Here is a 26,036-nt window from a genome sequence, read left to right as displayed (position 1 = left end):
GGGGGGGTGCATCATCTACGGACTATACAAACACGTCACCCCGCACTCGATGCGGGGTTCGGCTTTTTGCGGCCTGTCGTGACGAACAGGAGCCAAGCCCCGCATCGAGTGCGGGGCGACGGGAGTGGTTTGGAAGTAATCGGCGTAACAATCTTGCGCGACATAGTGTCAGCTTTGTCAACTTCCGCGCGATCGGCATCGCATAGCTATCCACTGCTTGCGCAACCCGTTTCAATTTGCCATCGAAATAGCATGTCCAAAAATGATTTCGCTTTCCGCTATCCCCTCCGCGTTCGCTGGGCAGAGACTGACGCGCAGGGTGTCGTCTTCAACGCGCGCTATCTCGATTATGCCGATGTTGCGGTGACCGAATATTGGCGCGCCTGCGGTTTGCGGCTGGTCAACCCGGAAGAGCCACTGGAGTTCCACGTCAAGAAAGCGACCGTCCTCTGGAATGCACCGATCTTCCCCGATGAGTTGATCGAGGTGATGTGTCGCACCACCAAAATGGGTCGTTCGAGCATCACCAAGATCGTCGAAATCCATGGCGCGACCGAAGATGGATCGGACGATCTGCGCGCCGAAGTCGAACTGGTCAGCGTCTTTGTCGATCTCGAAACCCACCGGCCAATGCCGTTCCCCGAATGGATCAGGGATGTGTTCCTGAAATTCGATTCCAAGGCTGAAAATGCGCCAGTGCGTGAGGAGGTGCCTGCTCAATGACCGCGCGTGTCGAATTTTTCTACGATCTGTCCAGCCCCTGGACCTATCTGGCCTTCACCAATTTATGGCCGATGCTGGAACGGACCGGCGAGCAAGCGGTGCTCCGCCCGATATTGGTCGGCGGGGTGTTCAACGCGGTTAACCCGTCAGTCTATGCCGCGCGCGAAATGACCGATAACCGCAAGCTCAAGCATAGCTGGAAGGTGCTCCACGATTGGGCCGCACTGGCGGGGGTTGAGATGAACTTTCCCTCGCAATGGCATCCGGCCAAAAGCGTGAATGCCATGCGCTTTGCTTGCGTGCTGGAAGGCGATCAGGATGCGCTGCGCCGTTTTTCGAAGGCGGCGTTCGAAAGCTATTTCGGTGCCCAGGAAAATCTCGACGATGCCGACGTGCTGGCGGTTGTTGCCGACAGTATTGGTCTTGATGGCGCGATGCTCAAAGCGGCCGCGCAAAGTGATGACGTAAAAGCCCGCTTGCGCACCAACACCGAAGAGGTGATCGCGCGTGGCGGTTATGGATCGCCCTCGATCTTTGTCGATGGCACCGACATGTATTTTGGCAACGATCAGCTGCCTTTGGTTGAGGCGGCTCTACGGAGAGGAAAGCCATGAACGACCGCATTTCAATCACTATGCTGGAAGATGGCATCGCCGATGTCCGCATGACCCGGGTCGACAAGATGAACGCACTCGATGGTGCGCAATGGAACGCGCTGGTCGAGGCGATTGACCAGTTGAAAACCACACCCGGACTGCGCGTCGTCGTGCTTTCGGGTGAGGGCAGGGCATTCTGTGCCGGCCTTGATCTGTCGAGCCTCCAAGGCGAACGCGATCCGGGTGCAAGCAGCGCCGGGGGTTCGCTTGCTGATCGTACCAAGGGCATTTCAAACAACGCCCAATATGCCGCTTATGGCTGGCGTGAATTGCCGGTGCCAGTGATCGCCGCTGTGCACGGTGTGGCTTTCGGGGCAGGCAGCCAGATCATGGCGGGTGCCGACATCCGCATCGTCCACCCCGACACGCGCATCGCGATCATGGAAATGAAATGGGGTCTGGTCCCCGATGTCGCCGGTATGCCGTTATGGCGCGCGCAAGTGGCCGACGATGTGCTGCGCGAGATGATCTACACCAACCGCGAGTTTAACGGCGTCGAGGCCAAGGAAATGGGTTTTGCTACCCATGTTTCGGACGATCCGCATGCCAAGGCGATGGAGCTTGCCCGCGTAATCGCAAACAAGAACCCGCATGCCATCCGCGGTGCCAAGCGTATGTGCAACGCGTTGGCGACATCAAGCGATGCCGAGTTGCTGCAGATGGAAAGCGATGAGCAGATCAAGGTCATCCGCACGCCGAACCAGATGGAGGCGGTTATGGCGGAGATGCAGAAGCGGAAGCCGGTTTTTGCGGACTAGGTGACGGCTTTCGCCATCATCTCTTCGAGTTCCGCTACCACCTCGGCACGCAGAGGCTTGGCCTCATTGTCGGTGCGGCAGACGATCACGCTGTCGCAGGTTCCGATGCATTGGCCGTTCTGGAACATGGCCTGCACGACGACCCAGCTCGAATTGCCGATGCGGCCGATGCCCGATCCGATGGTGACGGGCGCCGGAAAATTGCCCTCGCGCAGATAGTTGATCTCGACCGAAGCGACCATGGTACGTTCATTGTCTGGCCGGTCGGACCATGGCCGCGCCTTGCGGTGCAGCTGGACCCGGGCATTCTCGAACAGCGACGCGAATGCGACGTTGTTGAGATGCCCGTTGATGTCCATGTCTTGAAAGCGCGTGTCGCTTTCGAGGATGATGGGATAGGCGGCCAAGTTCAGTCGCCATCCTTCGGGCTTCGCCATTACAGCTTGCGTCCGATCAGTTCCTTCATGATTTCGCTGGTGCCGCCGAAGATGCGAGTGACGCGCGCGCCGCGGAACTGTTTGGCGATCGGATATTCGTTCATGAAGCCAGCACCACCATGCAGCTGGAGGCACTTGTCGACGACTTCACCCTGCAATTCAGTGTGCCACAGCTTGGCAGCCGAAGCCTCTTCGGGGGTCAGTTCTTTCTTCATGTGGCGGGCGAGCGCCCAGTCGATATGCGCCCAGCCGACCTGCAACTTGGTCTTGAGGTCTGCCAGCACGAAGCGTGTATTCTGGAAATCGAGGATCGGCTTGCCGAATGCCTTGCGCTCGCGAACAAATTCGACCGTCTGGTCGAAGCTGCGCTGCGCACCGGTCTGTGCGCCGATAGCGATCGAAAGGCGTTCCTGCGGCAGTTCGCTCATCAGATAGATGAAACCCATGCCTTCCTGACCGAGGCAGTTGGTGATCGGCACGCGGACGTCTTCGAAAAACAGTTCCGACGTATCGGCGGCATCGAGCCCGACCTTGTCGAGGTTGCGACCGCGTTTGAAGCCTTCACGATCGGCTTCGACGAGGACGATCGACACACCCTTATAGGCGGGGTTCGCATCCGGATCGGTCTTGCAGCAGACGAGGATCAAGTCGGCATTCTGGCCGTTGGTGATATAAGTCTTGGCGCCGTTGACGACATAATGGTTGCCGTCCTTTTTCGCTGTGGTGCGCATCCCCTGCAGGTCGGAACCGGTGCCCGGTTCGGTCATGGCGATCGCGGTGATGACCTCACCTGAAACCATCTTGGGCAGCCACTGCTTCTTCTGTTCTTCAGAGCCATATTGGATGATATAATTGGCAACGATGTCGGTCTGCAGCGAAAAGCCCGTTGCGACATCGGTGTTGTAACCGAATTCCTCGTTTATGATGGCATTGTAGCCAAAGTCGAGGCCGAGGCCGCCAAATTCTTCGGGCACGGTCGGGCACAGCAGGCCAAGCTCGCCTGCCTTTGGCCAAACTTCGCGCGGGACGAGGCCTTCGGCGTCCCATTTGTCCGCATTGGGCTCTATTTCTTTCACCACAAACTGGCGGACGGTCGAGCGGAAGGCTTCATGGTCTTCGTTATAGGCGGTGCGGTGCAATGCATCGAGCGACATGGCTGCCCTTTCAAAACTGACAAAGTTGACGCCTACAAAGCCCCAACTTTACGCTTACGTCAAGTAGGAATTTAACCGTATGATTAAACAGGCTCGCCCGCCTCACGCGCCCGGGCGATAATCGTGCGCTCGGCGGTCGGAACAGTGCGATAGGCGGCGATCAGCAAAGCCAGCGCTATCGGCGCAACCCCGATCAGCGACAAAATGCCAAAGCGCAGGTCGCCGACCAGCTTGCCATCAACCATGGTGCCGGCAAGGTCGGAAATCTGCCCGACCATATAGGGGCCAAAGGACAGGCCGACCAAGGTGGTGCCAAGGAAGAAAGCCGCAGTCGCCGTGCCGCGCATGCGCGGCAGCACAAGGTCTTGCGTGGTTGCGGCGGCGGCTCCGAGAGCGGTAGCGGCGAGCATGCTGGCCAGGAAATTCATCGTGTAGAACATGGTCGAATTGTCGGTTGTGTAACCAATCCAGATTGGAATGATCGGGCCGACCACGCCGAAGATGATCATCAAGATGCGGCCGGCAGGATTTTTCATCCGCATCGCATCGGCCAGCCGTCCACCGATGATGACGCCCAGAAATCCGCTCAACGCGCCATTTGCCCCCAGGATGAAGGCCAGTTCTGCCTTGGGTAGTTTCAGCACGATTTCGGCATAGGGGGCGGCCCAGAAGCCGAGCGCATAAGCCGCAAGCGAGACAAGGCCATAGCCCAAGGTGGTGTAGATGAAGGCAGGTGTGCCCCAAATCAGCTTGAAGGTGGCGGGGTCGCGTGCGCGCAAAGTACTCGCCCACGAAAAAACTGCATAATATCCCAAAGCCACTGCTGACCATTGCGGCAATGTATCTTTATGGCGAGTTGCTGGATTATCGGTAAGTTCAATCATCCACCAAGCAAAGAGTGCGAGCGCTGCGCCTGCTGCGATGTTGATCAGAAGGGCTGCCGGCCCACGCTTCCAAGCGCCCCAGAGGGTAAAGGGCGGCACAATCATCGACAGGTCGCTGGCAAAGGCGCGGAACGGGGTGGGCGAGCTTGCAGTCTCAACCCCGTCCATCGCGCCGCGTACAGGTTCGCGCAGCGTCGAAACCCAAAGGGCGACCAGCACACCGGGAATGCCAACGGCAAGGAACGCCGCCTGCCAACCGGCCAGCCCCATCGGTGCACCCACCGGATAGGCATCATTCCATGCCTTGACGATCAGGGCGCCGATGAACAGCGAAACGCCGCCACCGATATACAGGCCTGACGAATAGATGGCGAGCGCGGTGGCGCGTTGACGCTTGGGGAAATAGTCTGAAATCAGCGAATAAGCGGTCGGGCTTGCGGTAGCCTCCCCAACGCCGACGCCCATGCGCGCCAGTGTGAGTTCGACCTGGTTGCGGGCAAAGCCGGACAGCGCGGTCATTAGCGACCATAAAGCGAGGCCAATCGACAGCAGCCGCACCCGGCTCCAATTGTCGGCGAGCCGCCCGAGCGGGATCCCGAACAGCGCATAAAATACCGCAAAGGCGGCTCCACCCAGAAAGCCCATATCGGCATCGGTCAGGCCCAGATCGGCTTTGATATCAACGGCAAGGATGCTGACAATCTGCCGGTCAATGAAGTTCAAAATATAGACGACGACAAGAACAGTCAGCACGTACCAGCTATAACCGGTCGCTGACTTTTCCCCTTCGGCGTTGGCGTTTTCAATCGACTCTGCATCGCTTGTTGCGCTCAACGTCATTCTCCTCAATCCTGTCTCGCGTTCGCGGCTTGGGCTAGCAGAGGTTGTGCAAAGCGCAAGCGGGTAAAGGAGTTTGCATGGCGGTAAAGGTGGTGCCGAATGCGATCAAAGATCACCAGTTGGCATCAAGGCAGCGCCATCGTTGCGATGTGCGGTGGTTGAGAAATTTTAAGCGGATATTCCGGTTGTGCGGTGCCGTTTGCAAGAAGCTAGCTCGACATAGTCAAAGAGCGCTACTTGCGCTTGCTCGCTGGTCCCCGCCTCGGAGATCGGTGCATCGCCTAAGCACCCCAAATTTCGGCATATAACCGCAGCAGATTACCACCCAGAAGCTTTTCGAGCTGCGACCGTTTCCAACCAGCCTTTGCCAAATCTTCTACGAGCGATTGAAAGCGATCCAACCTGTTATAGTCGTGAACGATCGTCAAAATATCTGGCCCCTCGCCCGGCGCAGCAAATCCGTTTGCTGAACGAAATTCATGCATTTCTCGTGCGCTTTGCCAAGTTGCTTCATTGATCGGGATAGGCAGCTGATTGCCATCGGTGCCAAGTGACACATGCTCTTCGCCACAGATGTTGCGGGCGTGGTTGATATGGCGGATCAGGTCATCTTTGGTGGGTTTGCTGCCTGCCGCGAGAAATGGCATGAAATAGATGCCGACGACACCGCCTTTGTCCGCGACCGCGCGCATCGCGCTATCGTATATGTTGCGGGGATGATCGAACAGGTCTCTACAACCTGTATGGTTGATCGAGAGCGGCCTGGTTGCCGCTGCGATCGCCTGTTCGATAGTCTTGGCCCCGCCATGGCTCAGGTCAAGAATGAGCTTTTCTGACTCTATCCGATTTATTGTCGCATGACCGAGTTTGGACAGCCCTGCATTGTCTGGTTCCAACGCGCCATCGCCGCTCAAATTGCGCAGATTGTAGGTCAACTGAACGATACGTATGCCTTTGGCTTTCAACTCGGCCAACCGGTCGAGCGTTGTGCCAATCATGCTGCTATCCTGCGTTCCGTAAATCAGCCCGAACTTGTTGGTTGCTTTGGCAGCTCGGATGTCTGCCGCAGTTGATACTTTGACTAAAAAGTCAGGATTGGCTTCGATGACTTCGTCATAATTTTTGATTGCGGCCAGACCCTGATCCCAGACATTTAGATCATTGCCAACGCCGCCAACTGTCACATTTATGGCCGAAACACCCGTTTGGCGAAGCTCTGCCTTCAAACGGTCAGACAAGCGCATCTGCTCTTCGGGTGCGTAAGGATCAGAGAATGACGACAAGCCGTCGATCACTATAGCTTTAGAATACCAATGTGTCTGCTTTCGGGCATAGGCCGCCAGCGTTGGCACGTTCGATAAAGCCATGACGCTTCCGGCACTGACAATCCAATCGCGGCGGTTCATGCTCATCTGGATGGCATGCCACAAAAATTTCGGAATCGCCTCGTCATATTTCCTCCGATATCATTGTTTGCCAAACATCGGTCCTTTGGGCGCCACTTTCGCCGATAGCTCGGCAGCCTTTGTCTGCGTCACACCCGACAGCACCAACGCCGTAACCAGAGCGCCTTCTGGCGCAACATCAATATCGGGCGCTACGCCAACCCCTTCCCAGTCTTTGCCGGTTTTGGGGTCATAGGTGCGTCCGACCGGGATAAAGGCCGTAAAGCCGCCACCCAGATCCTGATCACCGCCAAAATGGTTGGCGCCAAAGGTAGCACTGCCGATCAATGTACCGCGCCCGCTGTGCTTGAAGGCAAGTGCAAAATGCTCGGCAGCTGATCCGCTCATCCCCGACGTCAGGACAAAGATATTGGCCTTGTTCAGGCGCTTGCTTTTCCCCGGCTTAACCCAATGCTCGCGGGTCACAAAATTCGGATTGGCTGGCACAATACGCATTGATGCTAAATTTGCGATGGGTGAGCCGCCTGCGTCATCGACTGATTTTCGCGTTGCCATGGTCGCAAGTCGCGTTGGCTTTGCAAAAAGCCATGGGAAGATCGCATCCATTTCGTCCAGCCCACCCCCGATATGCGTGCGGATATCGAAAATGATGGTTTTGGCGCTGGCGTGCGCTGCCATAAACTTGCGTACGGCTTCTACAGTGCCCGGCTCTCCCGGAAACAGGTTGAAACGCACAAAGGCTATTCCTGGTGCGATCCAGCCGGCATGTTCGATCGCAGGTGGCGGTGCCATCCTGATCATAACCGGCTTGCCCGTTCCTACAGGTGGGCCGCCTGCCGCATCCGGCGGTCGTTTTATAATGATTTGCGGGCCGCTGCCCATCCCTTCGAACATCACGCGCAAATGGCCGTCGCGCGCTACATTCTGCAGGTCGTCGCTCATCTTTTTGGCAAGTTCTGCACCCTTGAGCACGTCATAAGCACCCGCATCGGCATTCGCGCGGAGCGCCGTTGCATACCGCTTGCCCTGCTCGGGAAAAACAAAATCCGATTCGAGCCGCGCGGCCAATGTCGTCGCGACAGATCGGGCATCAACATTGGCAATCGGGGTCGATTCCGCCGTTGCTGGCTGCGCAGCAATAGCCTGCGCACAGGCCATCGACGAAATCATCGCTGCAAAAATCAAACGCATCCGCAAGGCTCCTATATATTACGATTCGTAGTAAATTGACAGATGTAGTCGTGACCGTCAAGAAGCGTTAGAGGAGTGAAATGGTACGATTGACCGACCTTGAAGGTGCTGCACTCGCTGAAATCGCGAGCAAAGGAACCGCGACAAGTTATGCGATCGCGCAGTCCTTTGCTCGGTCACCTTCGGAATATTGGTCAGGGTCTGCAGGAGCAGTGTACCCTTTGATCAAAAGACTTGCTGGCCGCGGGCTGCTGGAGCCGAGCCCCGCAGCGACCGGAAAACGGCAGCGGCTCGATTATCGGGTTACCGAGGGGGGGCGTGCCGCATTGGAATTATGGCTGCTGGATGCCAACCGCGCAGCCGGAATGGGCTTTGATCCACTCCGCACCCGCCTAGTTTATTTACACTTGGCTACACCGTCGCAACGCAAGGCATTTCTTGCTGAAGTACGGACACTATCCGAGGCATTCGCCGGGCAACCCGCCTTTGCGGACAGCCCAATGTCAGCAAAAATCCATGCGTCATGGTTAAAGGCTAGGGCGACTTGGCTGGCGATGATAGACTTTGTGACCAAGTAAGATTGACCTTGGAGACATCCGTCGGCACCATATCGAATTGTCCCCCTCAACGCTGCGCATAAACCCCAATCAACCGGTGCAGATAAGCTCTGTAATTGCGTTGACCGGTGCGAAAACCGCTAAGCTGGCCGTTCGGCAATCGAGAGACATTTTAATACACACGGCTACGCTATCCCCAATGGCTTCCCCTGTTCGATTGTGGCATCGGGGCGCTGAACATTTGGATCAAATGCGTTCAGTGAAGGGAAATTTGTGTGAATAAGGTGAAGCTTCGGAATTTGCTGGTTAAACTCCATCTCTACGGAGCTGCCCTGCTGGCGCCGCTTTTTCTATTGGTTGCGGTAACGGGCGGTCTGAAAATGGCCGGAATTGAAGGCGGCACCACGGAAACGCCTTTGGCCATTCCTGCCGGAACCAGTTTTGACACCAAAAGTCCAAATTTCGAGAATGATGTTCGCGCCTTCCTGAAATCGCAGAAAATTGACGCAGATTTTGATTATATCCGCGCGCGCGGCAACAGTTTCACAACGCGGCCAACATCGCGTCCACACGTCGCTTTTGAGGAAAAAGACGGCCAACTCACCGCCAAATATGTCGAGCCTGACACGCTCAATGCGCTGATGGAAATCCACAAGGGACATGGCCCGCTGATCTACAAGACGCTTGGGTGGATTGCTGGATTGACGCTGTTTTTCGTCGTGCTCGGCGGTCTGTTTATCGGCTTGCTCAGCCCCGCCTATCGCAAACCGACGATTATCAGTTCGTTGTTGGGCAGTGCGGTATTTGTTTGGGCGGCATTCATCGCCTGACAGCAGCAATGCAGTTGAGAATGGTGGAGGTCACTCCGGAGCAGTGCCAGCATATCTGCGAATGCAACAAACGGGCTGTGCCGAGTCCGGTTTCACTTGAAATTGGAACGATTTCATCCAATATTACGGACTTAGGCGGCTATGGTGCCGCTGCTATAAGGAGACTTTCAAATGGCTGAATGGTCTGATCCGCGGGTAACGCAAACCCAGGCGGGCGCTACCATTGATGGCAAGCCGATTGCCGGGGCGGCAGTCGACGCCGGGCTGCGCGCCCATATGCTCAAGGTTTACAACTATATGGCGTCGGGCGTGATGCTCACCGGCATTGTAGCCTTGCTGTTCGCCAACAGTGGCATGGCTGCACAGGTGATGGCAACGCCGCTGCGCTGGCTGATCATCCTGTCGCCGCTCGCCTTCATCATGGTGATGAGCTTTGGCGTGAACAAGCTTTCGACCGGCGCATTGCAGGCGATGTTCTGGGCTTTTGCCGCAGTCATGGGCCTGTCGATGTCGACGATTTTCCTGGTCTATACAGGGCAGTCGGTCGCGACCACCTTCTTCGTGACAGCGGTCTCGTTCCTTTCGCTTAGCCTTTGGGGTTATACTACCAAAAAGGACCTGACCGGTTGGGGCAGCTTCCTGATCATGGGTGTGGTCGGGCTTTTTCTGGCCTCGATCGTCAACATCTTTCTGGGTTCGAGCACGCTGCAGATGGTCGTCAGCTTCCTTGGCGTACTGATCTTCGCGGGCCTGACGGCTTATGATACGCAGCGTATCAAGAGCGAATATCTCTATTATCGTGGCCATGAAGCTCTCGGCAAGATCGCGATCATGGGGGCTCTGAACCTGTATCTCGATTTCGTGAACATGTTTCAGTTCCTGCTCAGCTTCCTGGGCAATCGGGACTAAGTCAGGCTAAATTGACAAACGAAGAGGCCCGGTGGGAAACCACTGGGCCTTTTTCTTTGCGCAGTTCGCCGATGGGCGCTTTATTTTCGGTTGTTAATCGTGTTGACAGACTGAAAGATATAATCGGGTTCGCGGGAGTGATTTGAATATGCGTAAATTGGGTAGGGGATCTCTGATCGTCGGCTTAACGTTGCTGGCTGCTGCATGTGCGCCGGCGCCAAAGCCCATTGTGGTAGCACCCAAGCCGGTTGCGCCACCGCCTGCTCCCGTCATCCCGCCAATGCCCTTGCCTCCCGGTGGTGCGGCGGTGACGATGAAGGTTCCGGCTTTTGGCGCGGACGGTGTGCGCATCACCCCCAATCGCAACCTCACGCGTGAAGAATATATCTGGCATCTGCGGTCGGGTCTCAACGTGGCCGCGCTCAATTGTCAGGGGCCTGTCTGGGGCGAGATTGCGCAAAATTATAACCGCTATCTGCAGGTGCATAAGGCGCGTCTTTCGCAAACCAACAAGGCAGTCGATGCCGAATATGTGAAGCGTTTTCCGCGGCAGAATGCCCTGCGGGTGCGCGATACGCATTCGACCGACCTGTACAATTACTTTGCCCTGCCGCCGGTGCGCGCCGAATTCTGCGACAAATCGCTGGCGAAATCGCGCGAGATTGTCGCCATCCCGTCATCCGCGCTGCCCGAATACAGCTTTGGCGCGCTCGCCGATCTCGATGCGGTGTTTATCAACTTCTACAATGCGTTCGAGAAGTATAAGGTCGACATTGTCGAGTGGAATGCACGCTATGGCCCGCGGCCGATTGTTCAGGCCTCGGCTCCTGCAACTGCAACCACCGTTTCTACCAAATAGAGGTAGCGCTCAGGCCATCTGGATATAGTCGCGCATCGCCGACGCTTCGGCCTCGATCCTTTCGATGCGGTGTTTGACGAGATCGCCAATCGAGACGAAGCCGACGATGCGGTCATCATCGACCACGGGCAGGTGGCGGATGCGGCGGCGCGTCATCAACGACAGCGCCGAAAGGACGGGCGAATCCGATGTGACCGTGATCGCAGGTGCCGTCATGACATCGCTGACCCGTTTTGTCATCATCGCGGCGGCATGGCTGGCAAGGCCGTAGATCACATCGCGTTCGGAAAATATCCCGACTACCCGATCACCTTCGACCACGGGCAATGCGCCAATCCGCTTCTCCGCGAGTCGCGCCACGACGGCTTCGACCAGTTCATCCGGAGATGCCGTGAAAACCGCGCCTTCGCGCCCCTGCAGGATGATTGCAATCGTCATCGCGTGCTCCCATTCGTCTTGCTCCGACAGCATTCATAGCATAGACGCGGCGCAGGATAAAATGACTCGACCTTCCCGCCTCGACAATCCCGAATATGCTGCCTTTGCCTGGGCGCGCTATCGCCGTCTGATGGGCTGGATGTTCGCGTTCACGCTGGTGATCACGGGCGCTGCGCTCAGCCTCTTCTGGTACCAATATGGCCTGATCTCTATCCACCTGTATATCGCGACTGCAGCGGGAATCATCTTCTCGGTGATGCTGATGTCGGCGCTGATGGGGCTGGTGTTCCTTTCGAGCGGAACCGGGCATGACGAGGCAATCGACGACCCCTTCGCCGATCTCGCGGATGACGAGAATGACCAGCACCGTCCATAATCTGCCGGTACGGGGTGACCCGATCCTGCGCGTGGTGCCGCGCCCTGCAGATATCAACGCCAATGGCCACATTTTTGGTGGCTGGGTGTTGGCGCAGATGGATATCGCGGGCGGTATTGTTGCCGGACGCATAGCTGAAGGGCCGTGCGCAACGGTGGCGATCGAGAAGATGGAGTTTATCGCACCCATATTGTTGCGCGACATCATTTCGGTTTATGCTGCGCTCGAACGGCGCGGGCGCACCTCAATGGCGATCAGCATTGAGGTTCTTGCAACTCGTGACAGGGGGGAACAGGAGGTCAAGGTGACCGAGGGCCTGTTCACTTTTGTCGCGCTCGATGAGCAGCATCGACCAAGGCCATTGCCGCCGCAGGATTGAACGTTCAGTCTTTGCCGGTCTTACCGAGTAGCAATTCCTCGACCATTTTCCGATAGCCCGCCGAAACTGGTATCCGAGTGCCATCGATCATCAGCAATTCGATTTTGCGGCCTTGGCGGCTCAATTTCTCAACCGCGTCGCGTGCCACCCACCACGAACGGTGAACCTGCAGCCCGTCATAATCAGAGAGCTCATGCAAGGCATCGCGGAAGCGGATAAGGATCAGGTCGGCACCCTTTGTGGTGGTTGCGCGCAAATAATGGTCTTCCATCTGCAGATGCAGCAATTGCGTGCCCAGTTGATCGGGTAGTCGCGAGAGAAATCGAATACCTGCAGCCGGTCGGGACCGTGCTTCGGATTGCAATCCATGCAGCGCGAGGATGAACAGCGAATTGACCCCGATTGCGATCAGATTGATTGCCAGCAACTGTGCGAATAACGCGATCAGACCCGCAGTGTCGCGCGAAGGACGCATTGGTGTAACGGCGTCGCCCAGCCGCGCTGCTGCGATCGACCAACCCCAATATTCAATCGCATGGACGATGAAGGTCATCGGGATAGTGGCAAAGAGCACACAGCCGAATATCCCGCTCCACCGGCTGAAATCGTCAAAAGCACCTGTCGATCGGATGATTTTCGAAGCTATCGGCATCATTGCCATGCCGAATATCGACAGAATTGCGAACCAATAGCTCAGCCTTACCAGCGGCTGCTCAGGAAACATCCCGAACGGCGAGACAAAAACCAGCAGCACTGCGATCAGCAAATATTGCGCAAGATGACGCAGCTGATGTCGCCAATCGAGCGAACACCAATAATCCAGAAACCCGTGCAATGTCATAGGATTTGCCCCGCTTCCTGATGCCGTTTACCAGCATCGGCCAGTTTCTACAAGCTTGTGGAAAAATTCGCAGCGCATTCGCGTTTCGTGAAATTGCGCGCGCCATTCGCGAACGTTTCGTTGTGCTTCGCGAATTCGCGATTGCGTTCGCGAGTTGCCAGTGACATTCAAAGCGGGTCGATAAGTCCTAAACCGACTTTTCGCCCCATTTTCGATTTGAGAGTCGAACAACCTTGGAAGCGGACGAAGCCCCCTTCGTCCGCTTCAGTTTTCCAGCTTCAGCTCATAGGTCAGCGTTGCTTCGCCATTGGCGGCGACGGTCGTTTTCCATGTCGGCACGCCGTCGACCTTTGTAATGTTCTTTGGCTTGCCGCGCAGCTCATAGGGTATTACGATTTCGATATTGACCGGCTCGTTTCGGGCATTGGTGATATCGACTTTGAAGCGTTGCTTCTTATCACTTTCGCTCAACCGCGTGACTGCGAAACGCACATCCGAGGATTGCCCGATCGCCATCTCGATCTCATCGCCCACCGCGCGGTCGCTGAGCGTCGATTGTCCGGCAAGCAATGGGCCATAATCGCTGTCTTCAAACAGCATGACCTGGCCGGATGGCATGGGGAGCCCCAACCCCTTCTCTTTACGATTTTCGCTGCGGAACAGAATCGTCATAGGCTGGCTTTGGCCCTCGTCGTCATAGCGATTATCGACATTGGCGGTGTAGATCCGGTCAAAGGCCGCGCCCGGTTTTACGATCATCGCAACCTGCTTTTGGCCCTTCGCATTTACGGTTACCGGCTCGGGCACGCGATAGAGTTTCAGATCGCCCAGATCCTCCTGCTCGGCAATCATTACAGCAACAGGGCTCGCCATCGCTTCGCCGCGCCGCATTTTTGATGCGGTCACGACGATATTTTCTGCATCCGCCATCCCATAGGCCATCGGTGCCGGGGGCGGCGGGGGAGGTGGAATATTTGGCAAATAGCCAAGATTGAACGGCACCTGATGCGTGCGTTGCGCGGGCCAGCATGTGAGGTTAAGGCCGCCGCCGGTCGGCCGCGGTTGCGCGCCGCGTCGTTCGCGATTTGGCTCACCAGCTATAGCCATGGTGTTGGCATTTACAAAACTTTGGTTGCCGCCATTGGCAAGAGTCAGCCACGCGAAGATATCGACCTTGCCCTTGCCGATAGCACCATCGTTCAATTTCGTCGCCTGCGCCACATAGTTGGCCTGCCAGTCGAAACCCGATGCCATATAGGTCAACGTCAGCTGCGTTGTGACCGGCGCATCGCTTTGGGTGATCACCGATAATGTCGGTTTGGCAGACAGGTTCTGCGGCACGCCGCCATATTGCATCCGTTCGGGCAGGCCTGTGCAGTGAAATGCCTCATACCCTTCGCCCGTCTGCAGAATAACGCCGCCACCCGGACCCGCCGTAATTATTGCCTGGCTTTCACGCGCCTTGCCCGTGGCTTTGTCGGTACGGGTGATCGTCACTTCGCGCTTCAGATAGGCGTCCACTAAACCTGATGGAGAGAGCAGCCGCGCATCGCGGTTCTTCTCTTTCACCCCTTTGGGTAGACCGGTAACGATCGCGCTTTCCGGAAACATACCCTCAGCTACACCTTCAAAGCGGATCAGACTTTCGCCCGCCGGAATCGTCACCGTCCGGGTTTCGGTGATCAGGGCATAGCCTTGCGGCCAATTTGTGTTGATCGGCGCCTCGCCTCGCCCGCTGGCCCGATAGACCGTCAGCGAGACATTTTCCGGACCGTCGGATACCGCAACGCTTTGCGCTGCCAGTGGAGCAGCACATCCTGCAAGGGTCAGGGCGAGTACAGCCCGCATGTCAGCGTCAATACCGGCTGTCGAACGTGGCGGTCAGTGTGGCCTTGCCATTGGCTGGAACGGCAACGCTCCATTCAACGCGATCGGCGGACACGCGCTTGCCTTCCTGGCTTTGCTCGGTGATGCGTACGTCTCCCCACAGGCCTGATTGGCCAAGGTCGACTGTCACCGCTTCGTTGCGCGCGTTGGTGAACTCATATTGCATACGGGTTTTCCAGCGGCTCGAATTCACCCTTGTGCGTTCGACCACGACGGTTTTCACTTTCACATCAAAGGCATCGCCGGTGCGGATCGACATTGCGCTGCCCATCGGGGTCGCCTCAATCCGGCTTTCACCGATAAATTGCGGGTCGCCACGCTTATCGCGCATGTAAACGCGCATTGTTCCGGCAGGCAGCTGATCACCCAGCCCGCCCGCTCGCGAAGTCGAGAATTTGAGCACCGATGAAGCGCTGGCCGCCTCATTGGTCGCCAGCCAGCCATTGTTGAACTCATACACTTTGCGTGCGGGTGCCGCTTTCACATCGAGGAAGCTGACCTGCTTTTGCTGTGCATTGGCAATCGTTGTCCGTTCCGCGAGCGGGTAGAGATAGTAATCGCCTAAGCGTTCGCGATCATTGCTCTCAGTCCCCGCTTCGTCGATGGTTCCTGTCGAGGGGTTCCAAGGTGCGGTATAGTTTCGCCGTCCACCCCCCGCATTGGGGTTGCCCGCGACCAGAAGGACATTGGCGCTGCTGTAATCGGTGCCGGTATTGTTGGTCAATGTGACCCAGCCCTGCACGTCGATCGTCTGCTTCGCATCGTCGAACAGCGTGACATAGTCCGACGTCCAGCCAAGGCCGGGGGTCAGATAGGTTAGGGTAGTGGGTGTCATGCCACCTTTCGATTCAAGCGTGACCGAAAGCGTTGGGCGGGCGCGCAGATTGGGCGGAACCTTGTCGAAAATCACTCGGACAGGCAGGCCGTCGTCGCGCAGCACTTCGATGGTATTGCCGATCTGGAGGACCACACCACCATTGGCCGCCAATACCTTCGCCGCGACGCGCACTTCAGCACCGGTGGCGGGATTGGTGCGGATCAAGGTAACGGTCTGGCCGACCGCTTTTTCCATCAGCTTGGCGGGGGTCAGCAGATCGTAGTCGAAATTCTGCTCGACGATACCGATGCCGGGGCCAGTAAGAGTGACGGTTTCGGCGCGGATCTGAGCTGAAACGTCCGGGAATTCTTGTTTGGAGCGCCCCGCCGGCATGTTGAGGCGGCGCGTGTCCTGAACGAGGCTCTGGCCGTTCTGGTAGATGGTGACGGCTACATCGCCTTGCGCGGTGGCTCCTCCCGGAACCGCAACTGTTGTTGCGTCTTGTGCCAAAATTGGCGCAGCCAGCGCGCCTCCCAATGCCAAAAGCCAGGCTGCACGCATGATCATACTCCCCCGATAGTGGTCGCTATCTGGTGGAGTATTTTTTTCAACATGACCAGAGCCTTAATGGCCCGGGTCATGTTCATTCTCACTTGAAGCTATTACTCTGCGGCGACGGTTTCGTCTTCGGCTGCCTTTGGCTTGCGCGCGCGTGGCTTGCGGGCAGGTTTTGCTTCGGCAACTACCATATCCTCGTCATTGGCGGCGCCTATGGCAGGCGGCAGCACGGCGAGGTCGAGACCGGATTCCACAATTTCGGTTTCGCGCGGCGGCTGACGGTCATTCCGTTCATAGCGATCATTGCGGTCGCGCCGATTGTTGTTGTTACGATCGCTGCGGTTGTTGCGGTCGTTTCCTTCGGTCCGATCGGGCCGGCTGTTACGTTCGTTACCGTCGCCACGGTCGTTCCGGTTGTTGCGATCATTGCGCGGGTTCCGGTCGCGATTATCGTTGCGTTGCGGGCGGCGGTCTTCGTCTTCGCCTTGGCGCAATTCAGATTCGATGTCGACGCCATCGGTCGCTTCGTCGACGAATTCGCCTCTTTCGCCGTCGCGATCTTCATCGCGCCAGTCGCCGCCTTCGCGGTCGTCATTGCGCCATTCGCTGCGTTGCGGACGGTTTTCGTCCTGACGGCTTCGGAAATCGGCGAGCACGCGGAAATAGTGGTCGGCAAATTGCAGATAATATTCCGCCTGCACCCGATCCCCGTTCAATTGGGTATCTTGCGCCAGCTTTTTATATTTTTCGAGCATCTGCGCGGCGTTTCCGCGTGCGCGATTGTCGATGCGATTCTGGTGATCGTAGCCATTACGGTTATTATTCTGCGTACGATTATTGCTCCGGCCGCGGCGGCGGCTGGTCTGCCGATTATTCATAAAGACGAACCTGTCCTGTAATAAAGCAACCCAATTTCCGTGTGTTGTGCCCGTATCGCGACCGCCCTGTGCGGTCCCCCTCTATGTCGTCGATGCGTTGGGGCAGCTTCCCAAAAAGGGCCGATTTCCGGCCACATCGCTGTGAAGCTATGGCTGCCCTAGCCCGCCTATCCGGCGATTCCAAGCTAAATTTATCCACTGACGGGTTTAGATAGGCTTAATGCGCGGATGATGCCCGCCAGATCGCGGTGTGCTGAGACGGCAAAGCCTTGCTCTTTTGCCAAATGTGTAACGGCCTCGTCCTGACTCAGCCCTATCTCGAATGTCGCGACGCCGCCGGGGGCCAGCAATGCGGCGGTCTGCGGAATCAGCAACTTGTATTCATCGAGGCCGTCCTGTCCTGCGAACAGGGCGCTGGCGGGCTCATGATCGCGAACTTGCCGAGCCAACTCGGCGTCGGTTTCGACATAAGGCGGGTTGCAAAGGATGAGGTCAAAACGCCCTAAATCATCGGCCCAGCCCGCATCCCGCCAGCTGCGGCGCAGAAAGCGAGCGCGATTGCCAAAGCCCAGTCGTTCGGCATTGGCTTGCGCAACAGCCAGGGCATCGAGGCTGGCGTCAATGGCGGTTCCCTCGGCCTCACTGAAAACCGAAAGCGCGGCGAGCAGCAATGCGCCCGACCCTGTGCCAAGATCAAGGATGCAGGCAGGCGGTTTGCGGTCACGAAAATGGCCAATAGAGGCCTCGATCAAGGTTTCGCTATCTCCGCGTGGGATCAGCGTGGCCGGAGTGACCGCCAAAGTCAGATCCCAGAATTCCTGATAGCCGCGGATATAGGCGACAGGCTCGTGCGCTAGCCTGCGTTGCAGCAGTGCGTCAAATACCGGCGGCGTCGCCAGATCGCGTGCGCGCAGCAGCAATTCGTTGCGGTTGAGGCCCAAGGCATGTGCCATTAGCAGTTCAGCGTCGAGCCTGGGCGTGTCGCTCACCGCTTCCAGCGCTCTTGTAGCCGCGACCAGTTGTTGCGAAACCGTAATGCTCATTCAGGGCTCGACCTTGGTTCCAATGTTCCGCCCAATGGCTCACAGTCGCCCAGTTTCACATATTTCCAGCGCTCAGGCATATAGTCCTTGGTTGCCGTGCCCGCACAATCGGTTCCCGGGCCAGCGGCACAATCATTATATTGGGCGAGCGCGACGCCATAGCATTTCTCTCGGTCGGCCTTTTGCGGCTCGGGCATCACCAGCCCGCGCCCTTTTTCATCATAATGGATGTCGGTGGTGGCAGGGCGCTCGCACGCTGACAGGCTGGCCGCTGCGGCCAACAGTCGGGCAAAATGTACCAAGTCACACTGTCTGTCGGGCCCCATGCGCCCCCAATAGCGCGAAAAGATTATGCCAGCTATGGCGAAGCGCATGCAATCCCGATTCGATTTCAAAATTGCCGCTACCGACGGAAAAGCCCGTACCGGCAGCATCCAGATGCTGCGCGGCGAAATCCGTACGCCGGCCTTCATGCCGGTTGGCACCGCTGCGACGGTCAAGGCGATGCGCCCTGCCGAAGTGCGCGCAACCGGTGCCGACATCATCCTCGGCAACACCTATCACCTGATGCTGCGCCCGACGGCAGAGCGGATGGCGCGGCTGGGCGGCTTGCACACATTCATGGGCTGGGATCGCCCGATCCTCACCGACAGCGGCGGTTATCAGGTCATGAGCCTGTCGAGCTTGCGCAAGATTAACGAGGATGGCGTGACCTTCCAGAGTCATCTGGACGGTTCGCGGCACATGCTGTCCCCCGAACGCTCGATGGAAATTCAGCGGCTGCTCGGTTCGGACATTGTGATGGCGTTCGACGAATGCCCGGCGAATGGCGTGTCGCGCGACGAAGCGGCCAAATCGATGGCGCTGTCGATGCGCTGGGCCAAACGGAGCCGCGATGGTTTTGACAGCGGCGGCGAACATGCCGAGCGCGCGGCGCTGTTTGGTATCCAGCAGGGCTCGCTCGACGAAAAGCTGCGCAAGGAAAGTGCCGATGCGCTGATCGATATCGGCTTCGATGGCTATGCTGTCGGCGGCCTTGCTGTTGGTGAGGGGCAAGAGGCGATGTTTGGTTGCCTTGATTTTGCGCCCGACATGCTGCCTGCCGATAAGCCGCGCTACCTGATGGGCGTGGGCAAACCTGACGATCTGGTCGGCGCTGTTGAGCGCGGGATCGACATGTTCGATTGCGTGTTGCCGACCCGATCGGGGCGCAACGGGCAGGCGTTCACCTGGAATGGCCCGGTCAACATCCGCAACGCAAAGCATGCCGAGGATCAGGGGCCGATAGATGAACACTGCGATTGCCCGGTATGCACGACTTGGAGCCGGGCCTATCTGCACCATCTTGTCCGATCCGGCGAGATCTTGGGGGCGATGCTGATGACGCAGCACAATCTGCATTTCTACCAGAGCCTGATGGCCGGGATGCGCAGCGCAATCGCGGAAGGGCGGTTTGCAGCCTTCGCTACCGATTTCAGGCGGGATTATTCGAGGTGAGGGCGACAGCGATCTTCATCCTCCCCATCGACTTGCGATGGGGAGGTGGCGGTTGCGCAGCAACTGACGGAGGGGAATTGCAACGTCGAAATCCCCTCCACCACTCGCTTTGCGAGCGGTCCCCCTCCCCATCGCAAGTCGATGGGGAGGAACAGAAATGAGCGCTCTCGATCGTGCCCGGGCGAACAGCCCGTTCCTTGATCAGCTGATCGAGCACCAGCCTCAACTGGTGGCTCTCCTTGAGCGGGATGACTTTGAAGGCGCGTTGGCGGCGGCGCTCTCCATCACAGTTGACGGCGATACCGCTGCGACCTTGCGCAAAAGGCGGCAAGGCGTGGCGCTGGTCACCGCGATTGCGGACCTTGCTGGCGCATGGGATCTGACGCGTGTCACGCGCATTCTTTCGGACTTCGCTGACAGCGCGCTGGAAGTGGCGATTGCAGCTGCCTTTGCCGAGCGCGTGCCTGACGCACCGGTGCAAGGCTTCGCCGTGATTGGTCTGGGCAAGCACGGCGGTCAGGAGCTCAATTACTCGTCCGATATCGACCCGATATTCCTCTACGACCCCGAAACGCTGCCCAAACGCGAGCGCGAGGATGTGGCGGACAGCGCGGTGCGCATCGGGCGCAAGCTTATAGAACTGCTCGGTGCACGCGATGAAAATGGCTATGTCTTCCGCGTCGACATGCGGCTGCGGCCGTCGCCCGAAGTCACGCCGATTGCTATCCCGGTTGAGGCGGCGATCAGCTATTATGAATCGAGCGCGCTTGCATGGGAGCAGGCGGCGTTCATTCGCGCACGGGCGGCAGCGGGCGACAAGGCGCTGGGCGACTATTTCCTCAAAAGCATCCAGCCCTTCGTCTGGCGGCGCAGCCTCGATTTCGGGCAGCTTGCCAATATCCGCAAGATGAGCGGACAGATCCGTGACCATTATCACAAGGGGCAAGTGCTGGGCCCCGGCTACGATCTGAAACGCGGCAGGGGCGGCATTCGCGAATGCGAATTTTTCGCGCAGGCGCACCAGTTGATCCACGGCGGGCGCGACCCCGGCCTGCGCATGGCGGACACGCGCACGGCCTTGGCGGCACTGGCGGAGCGCGAACGGATCGGCGCGGATGAAGCGGAAACGCTGTCGTCGGCTTATCAGCTGCTGCGCACGATCGAGCACCGGCTGCAGATGCTCGACGACAGGCAAACGCACAGTCTGCCGGAAAATCCAACTGACCTTGATCGGGCGGCACGGTTGCACGGGCTGGCGGATGGTGATGCGCTGGTCGCGCTGCTCGAACCTGTCGTGACCAGCGTGGGCGCGATCTATGACGGGCTGGCGGGGGAGGAAGACGAGAGCACGCAACGGCTAGCAGACGAAGGCCTGCCGCTTGAAGATCAGCTGTCGGCTTTGGGCTATGCCGACCCACCGGCGGTCGCCCAGCGGCTTGCCAGATGGCGCAGCGGGCAGCTCCGCGCCATCCGCTCCAGTTCGGCGCGCGAGGCGTTCGAGATGGTACTGCCCAAGATCATGGAGGCGCTCGCAAAGGCCCCCGATCCGGCCAACGCGCTCGCGCGGTTCGACAATGTGATTGAGGCGCTGCCGAGTGCGATCAATTTCTTCAACCTGCTCGATGCCCGCCCGGCATTGCTGCAACTGCTTGCGGATATATTGAGCTACGCACCTACGCTCGCGGACGCGCTGGCTCGGCGGGGCGAATTGCTCGAAGGTCTGATCGACACCAGTGCCTTCCGCCTTCCCGAAAACCGTCAGGCTTTGCTTGCCGAGTTGGAGGCACGCATTGTCGATGACGATTATCAGACCCTGCTCGATCTTGTGCGGGCTTTTGTCGGCGAAAAGCGCTTTGCCTTTGGTGTGCAGCTAGTCGAGGGGCAGCAAGACCCGTTAGCCGTATCGCATGCCTATGCGATGCTTGCGGAAATTGCGGTCGAAAAACTGACCGCTGCGACCGTCGCCGAATTCGAACGCGCACATGGCAGGGTTCCGGGGGGTGAGCTGGCCATCCTTGCACTGGGTCGTTTCGGTGGGGAGGCGTTGACCCACGCATCCGATCTTGACCTGATCCTGCTTTTCACGGGCGATCATGGCGAGGAATCGGACGGTCCACGACCCTTGGGGGCGACGCAATATTTCAACCGGCTCGCGCAACGCGTGGTCGGTGCGCTGACTGTCGCGACGGCATCGGGTGCGCTGTACGAGGTCGATACCAGATTAAGGCCATCGGGCGCGCAGGGACTGCTTTGTGTGTCGTTCGAAAGCTTTGCCAAATATCAGCGCGAAGAGGCCTGGACCTGGGAGCATATGGCGCTGACCCGTGCCCGCCCGGTCTATGGCTCGGCGGCGGCGTGCGGGCAGCTGGAAAGCATCATCGCCCAAACGCTCGCGATGCCGCGCGATGCTGCCAAGCTCGCCGAGGACATCATCAAAATGCGCGGCGATATGGCGACGCACAAGCCACCCAAGGGCGCGCTCGACGTCAAATTGCTATCCGGCGGTTTGGTTGACGCCGAATTTGTCATCCACGCGCTGCAACTGTGCTTTGGCAAGGGGCTCTACCCACAGCTTGATCGTGCGGCCGATGCGTTGATCGCTACAAGGCTTTTGCCGGAAGGATTTGCACCTGCGCAGTCGCTATTGACGCGGCTCCTCGTCATGCTCCGGCTGGTCGCGCCTGACTGTGAAGTTCCGCCCGATCCTGCGCAGGAGGTGGTTGCCAAGGCGCTTGGCTTTGCCGATTGGGACGAAGTCAAACAGGCCGTTGACGTTGCGCGCGGGATCATTTCCGCCGAATGGCAGGGCATCGCGCCGCGACTGAAAAATGGAATTCAAGGAGAAGAAAAATGACCGACGTCAACGATACCCTCCCAGCCGTTACCGTGAAAGACCGCGCTGGTAATGATCTGGCACTCGGCGCGCTCAAGGGGCCGTTTGTGCTCTATTTCTACCCCAAGGCGGATACCCCCGGCTGCACCAACGAAGCGAAGGACTTTACCGAGTTGCAAGGCGACTTTGCGAAGGCTGGAGCTACCGTTTACGGTATGTCGAAGGACAAGCCTGCCAAGCTCGCAAAATTTGCCGACAAATATGGGCTGAAGGTGACGCTGCTTTCTGATGAAGAAAGCGACGCCACCGAACAAATGGGCGCGTGGGTTGAAAAATCGATGTACGGCAAAAAATATATGGGCATCGAACGCTGCACCTTCCTGATTGGCAAGGACGGCAAGGTCGCGCGCGTCTGGCACAATGTGAAGGTAAAGGGTCACGCGGCGGAAGTGTTAGAGGCTACCAAAGCGCTCGGTTGATGTCGTCCGTTACCGCCGCTTTCCTCATCATTACCGCTTTTCTGACGGCATTGCTGTCGGGCATATTCGGCATGGCGGGCGGGCTGGTGCTGATGGGGGCGCTGGCGTTCGTCCTGCCGGTGTCCGCTGCCTTTGTAACACACGGACTGCTGCAACTTGTCGCCAATGGTTGGCGTGCAGTGCTGCACCGGCAGCATATCGCCTGGCCGATATTGTGGAATTATGCGCTGGCTTCGGCGGTTGCGGCGGGCGTGGTGTTGGCGATTGCCTTCATGCCTTCAAAACCGGTGCTTTTCCTGCTGTTGGGGTTGGTCCCAATGCTCGTCTGGTTGCCCAAAAGCTGGCTGCAGCTGGATGCCTCCAAGACTTCGCATGCGCTGGTTTCAGGATTTCTGGTCACCGCGCTGAACCTAAGCGCCGGCGTGGCGGGTCCCCTGCTCGACATCTTCTTCGTTCGCACCGCACTCAACCGCCATCAGATCGTCGCAACCAAGGCGGCGACGCAGGTGTTCAGCCATTTCGCCAAGATCATCGTTTATGGCGCACCGTTGCTGGCTGTCGGCGGTAGCGGCGTGCCGCCCTGGTGGGTGTTTGCCTTGGCGATCCCAGCATCGATGATAGGCACCACGGCGGGCGGATGGGTGCTTGACCGGCTGAGCGATGCCAATTTCAAGCGCTGGACGGCATGGATCGTGACCGCCATTGGCCTCTTCTACCTTTGGAAGGCATGGGATTTATGGTTTTGACGCTCGGCGAAGCGTGCAAATCGGTGCTTGAAACCGCCGACCCGGCAGCCAAGTTGATGCGGGCGCGGGCGGTTGCGCGTGACAGGCGTCTGGGGCGGCTGGAGCATCGCTTTGACGCCGAGATCCCCGAATATCCCGCACGACCGACCCAGCCCGAGCTGCTCGCCCCGCGCTTCATGCCCAAGCGGCGCAGAGCAGGGTCCGAGCGCGGGCGGATCGCGATGCTGCATGCGCTAGCGCACATTGAATTTGTCGCCATCGATCTGGCCTTTGACCTTGTCGGGCGGTTCGGTGGGCAGTTTCCACGCGAATTCGCGGATGACTGGCTGCGCGTAGGCGCGGATGAGGCGATGCACTTCGCGCTGCTGGAACGGCGGCTCAAGCAACTGGGCAGCCACTATGGTGCCATGCCGGCGCATGATGGGCTTTGGGAGGCAGCCTATGCGACGCGCGACGATGCCTTGGCGCGGCTTGCTATCGTCCCGATGGTCCTCGAAGCTCGCGGGCTCGACGTCACGCCAGCGACGGTGGAGCGATTCGAGGCGCAGGGCGATTCGGCATCTGCACGCATCCTGCAGCGTATATTTACCGACGAAATCCGCCATGTTTCGGCAGGGACTAAATGGTTTGAATCGGGTTGCCGAAAGGCCAATCTATTACCAAAGTATTACTGGAAAACGCTGGTAAACCGCCACTTTCATGGGGGTGTTAAGCCTCCATTTAACGACTCGGCGCGTTCGAAGGCCGGTCTAACGCGGGATTATTACACGCAGGTTGCATTGTCCTGACTGCCTCGGCAGACCCGAAGCTCATAAGGGGTAGGCAAATAATTGCCGCACATTTGGGGATCAGCCCGTACGAAAATACGGGTTGCAACAAAGGGTCGTAAAAACACATGGTACACAGCGTTTTGGCTTCGAGCCAATCACTGATGGGAAAAGTGTTACTTGCAGCTAGCCTCGTCGCTTCGGCTTCGGTTGCTACACCTGCACTTGCCAATTCCGCCGCAGCTGCTTCGGATGCTTTCCGCGTAAAGCCGGAAGATGTCGCTTCGAATAAGACCGCGCTCGGCGTTTCCGATCCCGAATTCCGCGCTTTGCATGACAGCTGGGGCCAGACCATTGGCACCGCGCGCAAGTCGCAGGTTGCCGTTCCCTCGATCAACCCCGTCGAATCGATGCGCATGACGAGCCAATATGGCTATCGCACCGATCCGTTTCAGGGCCGCCGCAAGAATCACAAGGGCCTCGACATTGCAGGCCCGATCGGCACCCCGATCTATGCAACCGCCGATGGCATTATCGGCCGCGCACAGTGGGTTTCGGGATATGGCAAATATGTAGAGGTCGAACATGGCAACGCCATCCAGACCCGTTATGGCCATCTTTCCGCAATGAACGTCTATTCGGGCCAGCGCGTCCGCAAGGGCGACATCATCGGCTTCATGGGCTCGACCGGCCGTTCGACCGGCAGCCACCTGCACTATGAAGTTCGCATCGCAGGCGAGCCGGTAAATCCGACCAGCTTCCTTGAGCCTGCAACAAAAGTGTCAAATATCTTGATCGCATCGAAGGATGCTGATAGCAAATCTTTAGGCGGTCCTGCTGAGTAAGCACTTCGGCCGTAAACGCATCACCTTTGGGAGAGGGTGTAATCTGGGGCTGGCTTGGTGGAGACACCTTGCCGCCCTTTTTGTTTGTCCCTACATATAGGACATGACCATGGCTCCCGACATCCAGCTTTTGCCAAATGCCGCGAAACGCGTAGCGGAAATCGCGCATAAACTCGGCAAGGCGCCTTTGTTGCGGCTGTCGGTTGAAGGTGGCGGCTGCTCGGGTTTCCAATATCGCTTTGGTTTGGCCGACGCTGTCGAGGCCGATGATGTCATCGCCGAATCGGGTGAAGCCAAACTGGTGGTCGATTCGGTCAGTCTCGATCTGGTGCGGGGTTCGGCAGTCGATTTTATCGAATCGCTCGGCGGAAAAAGTTTTCAGGTGACCAACCCCAATGCGCAGTCGGGATGCGGTTGCGGCTCCAGCTTTTCGGTTTGATGCGCGGCT

The 26,036-nt window shown here is 58.1% G+C and carries 28 protein-coding genes; 16 read left to right on the top strand and 12 right to left on the bottom strand.

Features of this window, described 5'->3' with window-relative positions; genetic code table 11:
• Positions 1 to 252: 252 nt before the first annotated feature.
• Genes ABL922_RS08855 through ABL922_RS08845 form a run of 3 tightly spaced genes read left to right on the top strand, consistent with a single transcriptional unit; the run spans position 253 to position 2,137 of the window.
• The gene (locus tag ABL922_RS08855) at positions 253 to 723 is read left to right on the top strand and encodes a thioesterase family protein (RefSeq protein ID WP_349023852.1); all 471 of its coding nucleotides are present in this window, start codon (positions 253 to 255) and stop codon (positions 721 to 723) included.
• Positions 720 to 1,337 (top strand): 2-hydroxychromene-2-carboxylate isomerase, encoded by a 618-nt coding sequence (locus ABL922_RS08850; RefSeq protein ID WP_349023851.1) that lies wholly within the window; start codon positions 720 to 722, stop codon positions 1,335 to 1,337. Before ABL922_RS08855 ends, ABL922_RS08850 begins: the two co-directional genes overlap by 4 nt.
• Positions 1,334 to 2,137, top strand: coding sequence for a crotonase/enoyl-CoA hydratase family protein (locus ABL922_RS08845; RefSeq protein WP_349023850.1), 804 nt, complete (start codon positions 1,334 to 1,336; stop codon positions 2,135 to 2,137). The genes ABL922_RS08850 and ABL922_RS08845 overlap by 4 nt, the downstream gene beginning before the upstream one ends.
• Here ABL922_RS08845 and ABL922_RS08840 read toward each other — a convergent pair.
• The 5 genes from ABL922_RS08840 to ABL922_RS08820 form a co-directional block, all read right to left on the bottom strand.
• A complete protein-coding gene (locus tag ABL922_RS08840) occupies positions 2,134 to 2,574 on the bottom strand; it encodes an acyl-CoA thioesterase (RefSeq protein ID WP_349023849.1) in 441 nt (146 codons plus the stop codon). The two genes, ABL922_RS08845 and ABL922_RS08840, sit on opposite strands and share 4 nt — an antisense overlap.
• Positions 2,574 to 3,728, bottom strand: coding sequence for an acyl-CoA dehydrogenase family protein (locus ABL922_RS08835; RefSeq protein ID WP_349023848.1), 1,155 nt, complete (start codon positions 3,726 to 3,728; stop codon positions 2,574 to 2,576). Before ABL922_RS08835 ends, ABL922_RS08840 begins: the two co-directional genes overlap by 1 nt.
• Before the next feature lie 83 nt (positions 3,729 to 3,811).
• The gene (locus tag ABL922_RS08830) at positions 3,812 to 5,452 is read right to left on the bottom strand and encodes an MFS transporter (RefSeq protein WP_349023847.1); all 1,641 of its coding nucleotides are present in this window, start codon (positions 5,450 to 5,452) and stop codon (positions 3,812 to 3,814) included.
• Between the two features lie 281 nt (positions 5,453 to 5,733).
• Positions 5,734 to 6,858, bottom strand: a complete 1,125-nt coding sequence (locus tag ABL922_RS08825; protein ID WP_349023846.1) for a membrane dipeptidase — start codon at positions 6,856 to 6,858, stop codon at positions 5,734 to 5,736.
• A 60-nt stretch (positions 6,859 to 6,918) separates the two neighbouring features.
• Complete coding sequence (locus tag ABL922_RS08820; protein WP_349023845.1) at positions 6,919 to 8,049, bottom strand: S41 family peptidase; 1,131 nt, start codon at positions 8,047 to 8,049, stop codon at positions 6,919 to 6,921.
• Positions 8,050 to 8,129: 80 nt separating this feature from the next.
• Here ABL922_RS08820 and ABL922_RS08815 point away from each other — a divergent pair, with 80 nt between their 5' ends.
• From ABL922_RS08815 to ABL922_RS08800, 4 genes are all read left to right on the top strand, one after another.
• Positions 8,130 to 8,627: a PadR family transcriptional regulator gene (locus tag ABL922_RS08815; protein WP_349023844.1), complete on the top strand. Its 498-nt coding sequence runs from the start codon at positions 8,130 to 8,132 to the stop codon at positions 8,625 to 8,627.
• A 254-nt stretch (positions 8,628 to 8,881) separates the two neighbouring features.
• The gene (locus tag ABL922_RS08810) at positions 8,882 to 9,436 is read left to right on the top strand and encodes a hypothetical protein (protein ID WP_349023843.1); all 555 of its coding nucleotides are present in this window, start codon (positions 8,882 to 8,884) and stop codon (positions 9,434 to 9,436) included.
• A gap of 171 nt (positions 9,437 to 9,607) precedes the next feature.
• Positions 9,608 to 10,345 carry a Bax inhibitor-1/YccA family protein gene (locus tag ABL922_RS08805; protein ID WP_349023842.1) on the top strand — a complete coding sequence of 246 codons (738 nt, stop codon included), beginning with the start codon at positions 9,608 to 9,610 and terminating at the stop codon, positions 10,343 to 10,345.
• Between the two features lie 148 nt (positions 10,346 to 10,493).
• Positions 10,494 to 11,204 carry a hypothetical protein gene (locus tag ABL922_RS08800; protein ID WP_349023841.1) on the top strand — a complete coding sequence of 237 codons (711 nt, stop codon included), beginning with the start codon at positions 10,494 to 10,496 and terminating at the stop codon, positions 11,202 to 11,204.
• Between the two features lie 9 nt (positions 11,205 to 11,213).
• Here the strand turns inward: ABL922_RS08800 and ABL922_RS08795 are convergent, their stop codons facing one another.
• Positions 11,214 to 11,642 (bottom strand): CBS domain-containing protein, encoded by a 429-nt coding sequence (locus tag ABL922_RS08795; RefSeq protein WP_349023840.1) that lies wholly within the window; start codon positions 11,640 to 11,642, stop codon positions 11,214 to 11,216.
• Between the two features lie 61 nt (positions 11,643 to 11,703).
• Here ABL922_RS08795 and ABL922_RS08790 point away from each other — a divergent pair, with 61 nt between their 5' ends.
• Together ABL922_RS08790 and ABL922_RS08785 are read left to right on the top strand one after the other, a co-directional pair.
• On the top strand, positions 11,704 to 12,018 hold the full coding sequence (locus ABL922_RS08790) for a hypothetical protein (RefSeq protein WP_349023839.1): 315 nt from the start codon (positions 11,704 to 11,706) through the stop codon (positions 12,016 to 12,018).
• A complete protein-coding gene (locus tag ABL922_RS08785) occupies positions 11,999 to 12,397 on the top strand; it encodes an acyl-CoA thioesterase (protein WP_349023838.1) in 399 nt (132 codons plus the stop codon). Before ABL922_RS08790 ends, ABL922_RS08785 begins: the two co-directional genes overlap by 20 nt.
• A gap of 4 nt (positions 12,398 to 12,401) precedes the next feature.
• On the opposite strand, the gene ABL922_RS08780 is transcribed toward ABL922_RS08785, so the two are convergent.
• The 6 genes from ABL922_RS08780 to ABL922_RS08755 all read right to left on the bottom strand — a co-directional run bounded on the left by ABL922_RS08780 (position 12,402) and on the right by ABL922_RS08755 (position 18,702).
• Positions 12,402 to 13,238, bottom strand: a complete 837-nt coding sequence (locus tag ABL922_RS08780) for a LytTR family DNA-binding domain-containing protein (RefSeq protein ID WP_349023837.1) — start codon at positions 13,236 to 13,238, stop codon at positions 12,402 to 12,404.
• A gap of 264 nt (positions 13,239 to 13,502) precedes the next feature.
• On the bottom strand, positions 13,503 to 15,086 hold the full coding sequence (locus ABL922_RS08775) for a hypothetical protein (RefSeq protein ID WP_349023836.1): 1,584 nt from the start codon (positions 15,084 to 15,086) through the stop codon (positions 13,503 to 13,505).
• Between the two features lie 7 nt (positions 15,087 to 15,093).
• Positions 15,094 to 16,503 (bottom strand): DUF4139 domain-containing protein, encoded by a 1,410-nt coding sequence (locus tag ABL922_RS08770; protein ID WP_349023835.1) that lies wholly within the window; start codon positions 16,501 to 16,503, stop codon positions 15,094 to 15,096.
• Positions 16,504 to 16,604: 101 nt separating this feature from the next.
• A complete protein-coding gene (locus ABL922_RS08765) occupies positions 16,605 to 17,378 on the bottom strand; it encodes a DUF4167 domain-containing protein (protein ID WP_349023834.1) in 774 nt (257 codons plus the stop codon).
• A gap of 191 nt (positions 17,379 to 17,569) precedes the next feature.
• The gene (gene prmC / locus ABL922_RS08760) at positions 17,570 to 18,415 is read right to left on the bottom strand and encodes a peptide chain release factor N(5)-glutamine methyltransferase (RefSeq protein ID WP_349023853.1); all 846 of its coding nucleotides are present in this window, start codon (positions 18,413 to 18,415) and stop codon (positions 17,570 to 17,572) included.
• A gap of 2 nt (positions 18,416 to 18,417) precedes the next feature.
• Positions 18,418 to 18,702: a DUF2282 domain-containing protein gene (locus ABL922_RS08755; RefSeq protein WP_349023833.1), complete on the bottom strand. Its 285-nt coding sequence runs from the start codon at positions 18,700 to 18,702 to the stop codon at positions 18,418 to 18,420.
• Positions 18,703 to 18,793: 91 nt separating this feature from the next.
• Here ABL922_RS08755 and tgt point away from each other — a divergent pair, with 91 nt between their 5' ends.
• The 7 genes from tgt (at position 18,794) to ABL922_RS08720 (ending at position 26,027) form a co-directional block, all read left to right on the top strand.
• Complete coding sequence (gene tgt / locus ABL922_RS08750; RefSeq protein WP_349023832.1) at positions 18,794 to 19,918, top strand: tRNA guanosine(34) transglycosylase Tgt; 1,125 nt, start codon at positions 18,794 to 18,796, stop codon at positions 19,916 to 19,918.
• Positions 19,919 to 20,075: 157 nt separating this feature from the next.
• The gene (locus tag ABL922_RS08745; protein WP_349023831.1) at positions 20,076 to 22,772 is read left to right on the top strand and encodes a bifunctional [glutamine synthetase] adenylyltransferase/[glutamine synthetase]-adenylyl-L-tyrosine phosphorylase; all 2,697 of its coding nucleotides are present in this window, start codon (positions 20,076 to 20,078) and stop codon (positions 22,770 to 22,772) included.
• The gene (locus ABL922_RS08740; RefSeq protein ID WP_349023830.1) at positions 22,769 to 23,230 is read left to right on the top strand and encodes a peroxiredoxin; all 462 of its coding nucleotides are present in this window, start codon (positions 22,769 to 22,771) and stop codon (positions 23,228 to 23,230) included. Before ABL922_RS08745 ends, ABL922_RS08740 begins: the two co-directional genes overlap by 4 nt.
• The gene (locus ABL922_RS08735) at positions 23,230 to 23,976 is read left to right on the top strand and encodes a sulfite exporter TauE/SafE family protein (protein ID WP_349023829.1); all 747 of its coding nucleotides are present in this window, start codon (positions 23,230 to 23,232) and stop codon (positions 23,974 to 23,976) included. Before ABL922_RS08740 ends, ABL922_RS08735 begins: the two co-directional genes overlap by 1 nt.
• A complete protein-coding gene (locus ABL922_RS08730; RefSeq protein WP_349023828.1) occupies positions 23,967 to 24,764 on the top strand; it encodes a ferritin-like domain-containing protein in 798 nt (265 codons plus the stop codon). The genes ABL922_RS08735 and ABL922_RS08730 overlap by 10 nt, the downstream gene beginning before the upstream one ends.
• Positions 24,765 to 24,907: 143 nt before the next feature.
• The gene (locus tag ABL922_RS08725; protein WP_349023827.1) at positions 24,908 to 25,588 is read left to right on the top strand and encodes a M23 family metallopeptidase; all 681 of its coding nucleotides are present in this window, start codon (positions 24,908 to 24,910) and stop codon (positions 25,586 to 25,588) included.
• A gap of 103 nt (positions 25,589 to 25,691) precedes the next feature.
• A complete protein-coding gene (locus ABL922_RS08720; protein ID WP_115550081.1) occupies positions 25,692 to 26,027 on the top strand; it encodes an iron-sulfur cluster assembly accessory protein in 336 nt (111 codons plus the stop codon).
• The last annotated feature ends 9 nt before the right edge of the window (positions 26,028 to 26,036 follow it).

It is taken from the genome of Sphingorhabdus sp., assembly GCF_040079335.1.
GTDB lineage: Bacteria > Pseudomonadota > Alphaproteobacteria > Sphingomonadales > Sphingomonadaceae > Sphingorhabdus_B.
This window is presented reverse-complemented; position numbering and strand designations above follow the sequence as displayed.